This window comes from Paenibacillus sp. 01L418 (assembly GCF_056400045.1).
The window spans coordinates 1-10,278 of record NZ_JBFTSN010000231.1; the positions used below are offsets into that span (position 1 = coordinate 1).

The 10,278-nt window shown below is 44.2% G+C and carries 9 protein-coding genes; 8 read left to right on the forward strand and 1 reads right to left on the reverse strand.

The features are described from left to right. Positions 1-5 precede the first annotated feature (5 nt). The 5 genes from AC1DSE_RS22440 (at position 6) to AC1DSE_RS22460 (ending at position 6,308) form a co-directional block, all read left to right on the forward strand. On the forward strand, positions 6-98 hold the full coding sequence (locus tag AC1DSE_RS22440; protein ID WP_477510785.1) for an IS3 family transposase: 93 nt from the start codon (positions 6-8) through the stop codon (positions 96-98). Between the two features lie 329 nt (positions 99-427). Continuing rightward, positions 428-643, forward strand: a complete 216-nt coding sequence (locus AC1DSE_RS22445) for a hypothetical protein (protein ID WP_441884723.1) — start codon at positions 428-430, stop codon at positions 641-643. A 153-nt stretch (positions 644-796) separates the two neighbouring features. Beyond that, positions 797-2,734, forward strand: coding sequence for a putative thiazole-containing bacteriocin maturation protein (locus tag AC1DSE_RS22450; protein WP_477512669.1), 1,938 nt, complete (start codon positions 797-799; stop codon positions 2,732-2,734). Next, on the forward strand, positions 2,731-4,671 hold the full coding sequence (locus AC1DSE_RS22455; protein WP_477512668.1) for a TOMM precursor leader peptide-binding protein: 1,941 nt from the start codon (positions 2,731-2,733) through the stop codon (positions 4,669-4,671). Before AC1DSE_RS22450 ends, AC1DSE_RS22455 begins: the two co-directional genes overlap by 4 nt. A 56-nt stretch (positions 4,672-4,727) precedes the next feature. After that, positions 4,728-6,308, forward strand: coding sequence for a SagB family peptide dehydrogenase (locus tag AC1DSE_RS22460; RefSeq protein ID WP_477512667.1), 1,581 nt, complete (start codon positions 4,728-4,730; stop codon positions 6,306-6,308). Between the two features lie 71 nt (positions 6,309-6,379). On the opposite strand, the gene AC1DSE_RS22465 is transcribed toward AC1DSE_RS22460, so the two are convergent. Next, entirely contained in the window at positions 6,380-6,889 is a 510-nt protein-coding gene (locus AC1DSE_RS22465) for a hypothetical protein (RefSeq protein WP_477512666.1), read from the reverse strand. A 158-nt stretch (positions 6,890-7,047) separates the two neighbouring features. Here AC1DSE_RS22465 and AC1DSE_RS22470 point away from each other — a divergent pair, with 158 nt between their 5' ends. From AC1DSE_RS22470 to AC1DSE_RS22480, 3 genes are all read left to right on the forward strand, one after another. Then, positions 7,048-7,389, forward strand: coding sequence for a DUF3889 domain-containing protein (locus tag AC1DSE_RS22470; protein ID WP_477512665.1), 342 nt, complete (start codon positions 7,048-7,050; stop codon positions 7,387-7,389). Between the two features lie 83 nt (positions 7,390-7,472). Beyond that, positions 7,473-7,784: a YbjQ family protein gene (locus AC1DSE_RS22475; protein WP_076269253.1), complete on the forward strand. Its 312-nt coding sequence runs from the start codon at positions 7,473-7,475 to the stop codon at positions 7,782-7,784. 173 nt (positions 7,785-7,957) lie between these two features. Further along, the coding region (locus AC1DSE_RS22480) for a DUF4350 domain-containing protein (protein WP_477528214.1) at positions 7,958-10,278 on the forward strand (2,321 nt) is incomplete at its 3' end.

The window sequence follows — 10,278 nt, forward strand, 5'->3', positions numbered from 1 at the left end:
GGGACATTGAAGCCTACATTCACTTTTACAATTACGAACGATTACAGGCGAAACTAAACGGCCTCAGTCCAATGGAGTTTAGGACTAAGGCCGTTTAACAGGTTTTATTATTTGTAATGTCTACTTGACGGGGTGCAGTTCAGGTCATTGACCTTGTAGACTGCCTCTTTTTTTAGTTGTTCCGTTTGCATAATGGGCGACTAGGTAAATGGATTAGTAACACTAGCGGAGCTTTTTTCATACGTATATGTCATGAACGATTATCGGCATATGACCAGTTTGGGTTGTTCTCATTTTCATTTCCTATTTTGTGAGTGCCGATGATAATCACATGAACATATAACGGAGGCTACTAAGATGAATGAATTTAAGAACGATCTTCAAAATTTGAACATGGATGCATTTAAATCGAGTGGAATGACGCCGAATGCTGGTCAAGGTCAAATGGATCCAAATAATGCTCGTTTGTGTATCGGCTTTTGTATTGGTTTTTGTATCGGGTTTTGTTCATGCGGCGGCTGTGGCGGGTGCGGCGGCTGCGGAGGTTGTGCAAGATGCGGTGGCTGTGCTCGCTGCGGAGGCGGCTGTGCCCGCTGTGCTGGCTGTGCCCGTTGCCGTTAGTCAACTAAATATTCAGATGTAAATAGAAGGTTCAAGACACCCCTGCAAACGCTTTTCGGGATGCTGGGGTGTCTTTCTATGCGAGTGCAGGTATGACGGACAAATAGCCATACATATCTTTATAGAGGAACTCTTGTTACGAAAAGCCAGATTTCAAAATAAGGAGGAATGAATTTTGGATCCTTCTATGCGCCTTAAAGTGAGAGGAGATACTTTTTTTCTCCCGAGCTCGGACGGAAGTGTCTATTTCCGCAACAATATTGGTTCATTTCGGATGGAAGGCAGTACGATTGATCAATGGATAGAGAAATTAATTCCGGTGTTTAATGGCGAGCATTCGATGCATGAAATAACGGATGGATTGACAGATCAATACCGTGATCATGTTTTTGAGATTGCAAAAGTATTGTATGCGAATGGTTATGTCCAAGATGTGAGTCAGGATAGGCCGCATCAGCTTCCGAGCCATATTGTTAAGCAATATGAGGCTCAGATTGAATTTTTGGACAGCTTTGATGGGTCTGGGGCATACCGTTTTGAGCTGTTTCGAAAGTCCAGCGTGCTTGTTGTCGGGAACGGGAATTTTTTGGTGTCAGTAGTGAAATCATTACTTGAATCCGGCCTTCCTCAATTTCACTTCATCAATATGAACGCGGAAACGACGGGACCTAGACGAATTACGGAGTTGGTGCACCATTACAGACCATTCGATTCTGAGGTCAAGGTGGATGAGATCAGCTTGCCGAGGGATGGGGGAGTGGAATGGTCGTTAGTAATACAGCCATACGATGCAATATTTTATGTGTCAGATCCAGAAGGGGAAGCTGAGCTTCAATCTCTTAACCAAGTATGTCTACTAAATAATAAAGTGCTGCTGCCGGCTATAATTCTAGGGCAGGCAGGTCTAGCGGCTCCGCTCGCCTATTCAAATTCGGAGGGTGACTGGGAATCAGCAAGGCGCAGAGTCCATTATGCTTCTATCTATAAGGAAACAAAAGATTATGCTGGTTCATCTGTTGCGGAATCGCTGCTCGCTAACGTGATCGTTTTTGAATGGCTAAAAACAGCTGCAGGTGTAACGAAATTACAAAATAACAAACTTTTTCTGCTGAACCTAGAGACGCTGGAAGGCAAGTGGCATCCGTTTCTTCCCCATCCGTTAGCCAATGAAAAACAAAAGGCGAAGAAGATTGAAGATTATGAGCTTCTGTCGGAAGAGAGCACGGGAAAACGTGATTCAAGCGGATTACTCCCTTTCTTCAGTCAATTAACATCCATGGAGACGGGCATCTTTCATATTTGGGAGGAAGGAGAGCTGCGTCAGCTGCCGTTGTCGCAATGCCGGGTTCAGTCAGTTGATCCTCTAACAGAAGGCCCAGCGCTGCTGCTCTCGGAAATTGTATGCAACGGTTTTAGACATGAGGAGGCACGCAGAGAAGCGGGGCTTGCTGGAATTGAAGCCTATGTGTCTCGTATGGCCAATATATTCATCAACCAGACTCCTGAAATTGGCTCTGCATTAGAGCCTGTGTTTATGGGCGTAGGAGCAGGGGTGACGATCGAGGAAGGCGTCTGCCGCGCTTTGCAAAAGTATTTATCCGAAGAATGGATAAGGCGATACGAAGCAGAACCTCCTTCTATCACACCGATAAAGCATAGTCATGTTGAGGATGAACGATGTCGTTACTATATAAAAGCGCTAACCACGATGCAAGGAGCCCCTTCCTTTGGCATCAGTGAGACTTTAATTGGTTTTCCAGTTGTATGGCTGAGAACTAGCGATTGCTGGTATCACGCAGTTGATTTAAATGAAACGAGGGCACTTCGCAGAGTTTTATTGGGCGCATTGCTGGACATTCAGAACAAAGATTCTCTCTTTAAAGGGAAAATAAATCAATTGGCTTCTGTAAATGTGAAGGAAGATGAAGTGGTGAACCTCTCCATAACCGAGTGTGATCCATTTGAGCATCGAGAGGTACTGAAGAATGCATTGATGCATCTACAAAATAACCAAAAGCGTCTTCTTGTGTATAACTTAACTTCGGAAGCTTTTTTCAATGAGGAGCTAGCGGGAGTATTCGGCATCTCGCTCCGAGAGGAGACAGAAGAGTGAGCGCTAAAATGGCAATTGTGGGCGAAGGGCTGCTCGCAGATTACGTAACCGATCTATTATCTGAATTTTGTCAGGTTGAACGAGTGAGCGATCTGTCGTTTGGTGTTCCAGAAACGGCAGAGCTTGCGCTCGTACTGAGCGATGGCTATGATTCAGCTTCTCATCTGATGGCAGAGGAAATGTTTAAGCAATCGGGGACACCATGGCTGCGCGGCTTTGTATCGTTTGGTGAGGGTGTAATAGGTCCGCTTGTTATTCCCGGGACAGCAGGCTGCTCGCAGTGCGCTGATCTGCGGCGTTTGATGGCTGGAAATGATCGAAAAGAAATGTGGGAGCTGCAGCATCTTTTTATGCACGGTGAAGTTTATCCGGATATTTGGTCTTCTCGAAGCGGGCTTCTGCATGTGGCTCGTCATATTGCTGCTGAAGCTGAACATTTCCTCCTTAACAACAAGGCTCATCTTGCAAATCGTGTAAAGCTGGTACATTTGCAAACGCTCAACAGCTCGGTTCATTTTTATTTGCCTGATCCGCTTTGTACGATTTGTGGAGAAATACCTGATGATTCGGCTATAGGTTCGCGAATTAAGCTGCATCCAAGCCCAAAAATTAGCGAAAATAGCTATCGAACGCGTTCGATGAGTGAGCTGAAAGCTGTATTAGCCAATGATTATTTGGACAATCGCACAGGTTTTTTGAATGGAAAAATGATTGACCTGATGTCGCCGTTTGCGGATTCGAGCATTATTTTACCGATGTTTTCGGGAGATGAAGGCTGCGCTGGCCGTACAAATTCATTTGCAGACAGTGAAATGACAGCCATACTAGAAGGTTTAGAACGTTATTGCGGTATATCACCTAGAGGAAAGAGGACAGCGGTTCATGACAGCTATGAGCATTTGAGTGAGATTGCCCTTGATCCCGTTCGGGTAGGCGTGCATGAGAAGGAACAGTATGCGCGTCCCGATTTTCCGTTTCAACCATTCGACCCGAGCAGAAAAATCGATTGGGTGTGGGGTTATTCGTTTTTGCAGGAGAAGCCTATTCTCGTGCCGGAGCTGCTCGCTTATTACAGCTCAGGCTGCGGCCACGGATTTGTATACGAAACCTCAAATGGCTGTGCTTTAGGAGGTAGCTTGGAGGAAGCTATTTTTTACGGAATACTGGAAGTAGTTGAACGGGATTCATTTCTCATGACCTGGTACGCACAGCTTCCGCTTGTTCCTATAGATCCTTATTCCTCCGGAGATCTGGAATTAACCTTAATGGTGGAGCGTTTACGTGATGTCACCCAATATGATGTCCATTTATTCGATTCGACGATGGAGCATGGCATTCCAAGTGTATGGGTGCTTGCCAAAAACAGAACGGAAAATGGCGTTAATATGATTTGTGCTGCTGGGGCGCATCCCGATCCAGTGCGGGCAGCAAAAGGAGCCATCCATGAGATCGCGGGCATGCTGCTCGCGTTTAATGAGAGGTTAGAAGAAAACCGTGAGCAGTATGAACGCATGCTTCATGATCCTTTTCTAGTACGGCAAATGGATGATCATTCGATGCTGTACAGCTTGAAGGAAGCTGAGGAACGTTTGAACTTCCTTCTTCAAAACGAAAGGCCGCTCCGTACATTCGAAGAGGCATTTAAACCAAGGCCAAAGCATGCAGATTTGACAGATGAATTAAACGTATTCCTCAAAGTTTTCCGTGAATTAAATTTAGAGGTTATCGTGGTTGATCAAACGACGCAGGAAACGCTGAGAAATGGGCTCCATTGTGTAAAGGTGCTCATTCCAGGTATGCTCCCGATGACGTTTGGTCAACATCTTGTCCGCTTGAGAGGACTTGAGAGGGTGTTGCGAATACCAGCTGAGCTGGGTTACGTCAAGGAGCGGTTAACGCATGAGCTGCTTAATCCTTATCCGCATCCGTTTCCATAAGCACTGACTGCTGTCATGCAATGGATCTCGGCGAGTTGGCACTTAGGAGGGGAGATATGAGTCTGAAGGCTTTTTTGCACCAATTGCAATATGATCCAGACAAAACCAAACCTCAAGATGTGGAAATTGATTGGGATAACGCTCCTCTACCGTACAAATTATATCGTCATGTACCGGCATTTCCTCTCGCTTCGGATGTTCCGCTTACTTTGACGGGCAAACGGGAACATACGATGCCAACGCTACGGGATATAGGCCATTTTCTTTGGTATACGTTCGGGCTGACACAGCTTAGCCAATCTGTTCTTGAACAACATACAGGGGAGGAATGGGAGGACTCCTTGCAGCTTTGTAGACGTTTTGTTCCATCAGGCGGAGGGCTGTATCCAAGCGAAGTATATTTTTATTTGAAGCTGGATGAATTACCTAACGGAATTTATCATTATGATGTGGCACATCATCGTTTGATGCTGCTGCGTGAAGGTCAATTTGATCGATATTTGGGCAATGCGCTAGGTGATCGGTGCGACATAACAAACGGCTTCGGAGCCGTATTTGTGTCCACTTATTTTTGGAAAAACTTTTATAAATACAATAACTTCTCCTATCGATTGCAAGGATTAGATGCTGGCTTGCTCGTTGGTCAGCTGCTTGAAGTGGCTAAACGTTATGACTTTGAGGCGGGTGTTTACTTTCAGTTTCTAGATGGTGCAATCAATCATATGCTTGGTCTACCTGATATGGAAGAAAGTGTATACGCTACGATTCCTCTTGCGATAGATGCAAATATGGAATGGTTCCACCATGGTGATAACGCGGAAAAAAATATTTCTTCAGATGAATTATGCAGTACTCTTCCGTTAATTAGACATGAGCACTACATGCGATCAAAAAAGGTATTGGAATATCCGTTGCTGATTAAGCTAAATGAAGCATCCATCATGGAATCCGCACGCGCGTTTAAACAGCTAGAGGGGCAGCAAATACTAGCCAGCAGTAGCGATGTTTATGCTTTACCGAGCGTAAATCGGATGACGTATGATCTAGCATCTGTATGCAGGCAGCGCTACTCGCCAGAAAATGAATATGTATTGCAAACCGTGAGTCTAACAGATTTGGCAGAACTATTGCAGGAGATCATGATTTCTTATAAGTATCGCAATGATTTGGATGGTTTAGTGCGAAGTCCATCGTCGCGCGTCCATTTATATGGCTGTTTTTATGGTGTTGATGGGATTCAAGATGGAGCGTATTACTATGATGATGCGGCTCACGCGTTGCAGCTTGTCCGTGCGGGTGACCAAAGGTCATGGCTTCAGTATGGCATGTCTTTGGATAACGTGAATTTATTCCAGGTGCCGCTTACTTTTCATGTGGCAGGTGATCTGGAGCATTTTCATAAGGAGCTGGGCTTTCGCGGCTATCGTATTCAACAAATGGAAGCGGGAATGCTCGTTCAACGTCTGCTGCTTGCCGCTTCCGCATTGAGAATGGAAGGACGCCCGCTGCTAGGATTCGATGTTAGCTCCATGAATGAACTTTATGGTTTAACGCCAAATGGACAAACGAGTCTTATTCAAATTCCTATTGGCCCATGTCGACCTCGTTCACGACTCGAAGGCAGTTTGTCGCAATAGTTGATGAGGAGACAAAGGGGCAGATTGAATGATGGCAATCATTCAATCTGCCCTTTTTATGTTTTGCTTTTTTAACCGTTAGGCTGCTCGGCTGCTGCCTTTTTCTGAAGCTCCCCGGCTGGCTGGCATGTAACAGGGAAGCAAACATGGTGCGGATGGTGATGCATCATGGGGTGAAACCAAGCATGATGATAATCTAAAGTCGAGAGCTCCCATCCATCATGAGGATGATGGTGATCGTAGTGCATGTGCTCATCCCACATCTCATGCATCATGGGATGATAATCATCCATCATGTGATGAAAGTGATGCATATGGTGGAAATCATCCATCATCGGATGAAAATCATCCATCATGGGATGGAAGTGATGCATGTGGTGAAAGTCATGAAAGTCGTGCATGTAAGGATAATGATGCATTTGACTTAAATCAACACAGCAATGAGCTGGAGCTGGAGCGGGTGCCGTCTGTGCATTCACAGTTTCCGGTCCCACATTGGCCTGGGCAGGGCTTGTTTGCATTTGTTGAAAATACTCAGGCATAACAGCCGATTGCGGCATATAAGATTGATTGCGTATCATGGTGTGCCTCCTTTTTATCATACTCTACAATATGCTTTGAATGAAAAAAGGGCACTTATCCCTATAAATTGGGCTGCAGCCTTTAGAAATGAAGAATAGGACGAAGCAAAGAGGGTGACGCTAGTACCATCACAATCCATGAAATAGGTGGTTGCAAAATGATAATTAATATTGTAATTAAGGCTGTGTTCGCACTGCTTAGCTTTACGCATACGGAAGTGTTTGCAACAGAAGCGGTTCATTTGCATGCGGAGCCGGCCTACGCAAAGCGGGGAAAGCTGGCCATGCAAGAAACGTCAAAAGCATACGAGGATGCTTCAATTGTTAATTACAAATACGAAGGAAGAAAAAAGCTAACTAATGGAGAATCAGAGGAATGTTTTGTTCTACTGTTAAATAAAGATGCCAAGCAATTTGCTATTCGCGTTACGATTAGAATAAACACGATTACGGACAAACTCATAGATGTGGAATTGAAAGAGCTAATGAATGGAACTTAATTGAAACAAAACAGCTGCCAGCTTCGTAATATAAGCAAATGTTTTAAATACACGCTTCTTTATGAAGCAAGAGGAGCATAATGATGCTAATTTCAACAACACCAACAATAGAAGGCCGTCCTATTCAAGATTATATAGGAATCGTAACAGGAGAGGCGATTATGGGTGCAAATGTCGTTCGTGACTTTTTTGCATCAATTACAGACATCGTTGGAGGACGCTCCGGTGCGTATGAGAGCAAGCTGAAGGAAGCTCGTGACGTAGCCATTGATGAGATGAAAAATCAAGCCGCTAAGATTGGAGCAAATGCAATCGTTGCGATCGACATTGATTATGAGGTTGTGCGTGAAGGAATGTTAATGGTAGCTGTCAGCGGAACAGCAGTACGCCTGTAAAATAATTTACCATAAAATTGGAAAACGATAAAACTATGATCACCTATGATMAAGTTTTGTCGTTTTTTTTTTGCATTTTATGATTATTTAGAAAAAGAAGCAACAATTCAATTGTAAAATTCGTTAAAATAAGGATGTGTATAAATGGAAGATCAAGTAAAGAGAGGGGTCAAATGGTGAACCGTTTTATTCATTTAAGAAATCGAACCATCGCATATGCGGTCATGATTAGTTTGATAGCTGCTTTCTTAGCGGGAACTGGAAACGCACAGGCAGCAGCAACGGAGAAGGGAATTTCATTGGAAACGAGTGTCGGGTTTCAAGGCTACATGAAACAATCCGAGTGGTATCCTGTAAGGCTTACACTGACAAACCAGACAGCTGAGGATTTGAAAGGCGAAGTTGTTATATCTATAGCAGGGTCTAATGACTTGATCATACCCACAGAGCTGCCTCTAGGCACAGCCATACAATTAACTGCATCTATTCAAGGCGAGCTTCTTAATCGGAGCAACAGTAAAATACGATTTTATAAGGACTCCTACAAATCAGGCAAACTTATTCCGATTTTCGGCAACGATTACATAGACGCAAGAACGGCTAACAGCTACACCATTGGTGTCATATCTCGTGACCCGGATACTTTGAATTTTATGCCATCGTTAAATCAACGAGGCTACGAAATAACGGTCATTCCGATTGCGCAGAAGGAACTGCCCAGTGACCCCATTTTACTCAAAACACTCAACACGATTGTTATCAATGATATGCCAACCACGGGATGGGATGAAGCACAGATTAAAGCCATAACGGATTGGGTTCAGCAAGGCGGCACACTTGTGTTAACTGGAGGAGTCGGCTATGGCAAAACTGCAGATGCCTTTAAACAGATTGCACCGTTAGAATCGTCAGGCACATCGACCATATCCAGCGCGGATTCACTTGCCAGCTTCGGAGGTACCACACTTGCACTTGAAAAACCTTTGGTCGTCTCGACAGGTCGTATAATAGATGGCAAAACGGAGCTTGCTGAGAATGGCCTGCCGCTTGTCATATCCCGTGAACATGGATTTGGCAGCGTTATTTATATCGCTTTTGATCCATCACTTGAGCCTATGTCTACATGGACTGGCAGCGCGATGCTATGGGCGAAGGTGCTTAAAAAAAATTTGACGCCGCTTCAGCCTGGCGCGATGAGCATCAACAATAATATGAAATGGAATATTGAAAGTATTATAGATGAGTTCCCATCGATTAAACCGCCCAACTTTATGCTGCTTATGTGGATGTTTATCGGCTATATGATCATCGTAGCGCCGGTACTGTATATAATTTTAGCTAAGGCAGATCGCAGAGAGTGGTCTTGGTGGCTTATCCCTGCTTTTTCTGTTATTACCGGTTTTGCAATCTTTTTCTTTGGCGCAGAAGATAAGCGGAATTTATCAGCCCATACGATTGAGATCATTGAGTTGACTGGACAAGGAGACGCTGTACGATCAGGTGCAACTGCGGTGTTCATTCCAACTGGGGGCACAGTGACTGCAGAATTTGATAAAAGAGTAAATTTATCTTTTTACGCCAATTACAACCAAAATGGAAATCAGATTATGGATGATAAAACGCAATTGATTTCTGAAAATGATTCGACTACAGCACTATGGCGCTCCGTTCCTTATTGGTCGACACGGAAACTATGGATAGAAAAGCAGACGATGAGCAGTGATACGGGGCAGCTAACTCTTGCTTATAAGCAGATCAGACATGCGATTGAGGTAACTGCGACCAACAATACGACAACTAATCTTACGAATGTTTCCATGCTAATCAATGGGCAAGCTCAGCTCTTTGGCGATTTGAAGGTCGGCGAGAGTGGGCAAACGACGATTACAACGAGTACGGTTAATCAATCAGGTTATTTCCCTTATGGACAGATGATGTTTCCTAATCCAACTAACCGAGGCAATGACGGGTATAATCGAGAGCGACAGCTTGTAGACAGCTTTGGGAATCGAAACAATGGCGGCATTGTTCCGCCGGAGCCTATAGTGGTGGGCTTTAGCACTGATCATGAGCAGAATTACAAGGTAAACGGCGAAACGATAAAGACTGATAACTTGAAGCTGTGGGTTCAGAAGGTCGATACATCTTTTATTGATGKGAATCGTGTCATCGTACCAGCAGGTCTTATTAATCCCATTATTACGGAGAATGCCACGAGTCAATTGCAGCACTACGGGAACGGTTCTTATTTTGTAGGCGATGGCGAGCTTATATTTGAATATATTTTGCCAAATGATCATGATGCTGTATATGATCATCTCGAAATCCTATACAACAACAGTACAACTGCTTCAAATCTCACATTGACTGTCTGGAACGAGAAAGAAGGAAATTGGACAGATCCAAGCAAAGCTGAAGCAGCGCCAAAAGAGTATTTGATTAACAATCAAATTGTTCGAATGAAGTTTTCTGTCATTGGTTCTGTGGACATGAC

What these genes read in the sequence shown, in the direction of transcription:
- AC1DSE_RS22445 (WP_441884723.1), top strand. Translation starts at nt 428, where the DNA reads ATGCTGGTCAAGGTCAAATGGATCCAAATAATGCTCGTTTGTGTATCG.
- AC1DSE_RS22470 (WP_477512665.1), top strand. Translation starts at nt 7,048, where the DNA reads ATGATAATTAATATTGTAATTAAGGCTGTGTTCGCACTGCTTAGCTTT.
- AC1DSE_RS22475 (WP_076269253.1), top strand. Translation starts at nt 7,473, where the DNA reads ATGCTAATTTCAACAACACCAACAATAGAAGGCCGTCCTATTCAAGAT.
- AC1DSE_RS22460 (WP_477512667.1), top strand. Translation starts at nt 4,728, where the DNA reads ATGAGTCTGAAGGCTTTTTTGCACCAATTGCAATATGATCCAGACAAA.
- AC1DSE_RS22465 (WP_477512666.1), bottom strand. Translation starts at nt 6,889, where the DNA reads ATGATACGCAATCAATCTTATATGCCGCAATCGGCTGTTATGCCTGAG.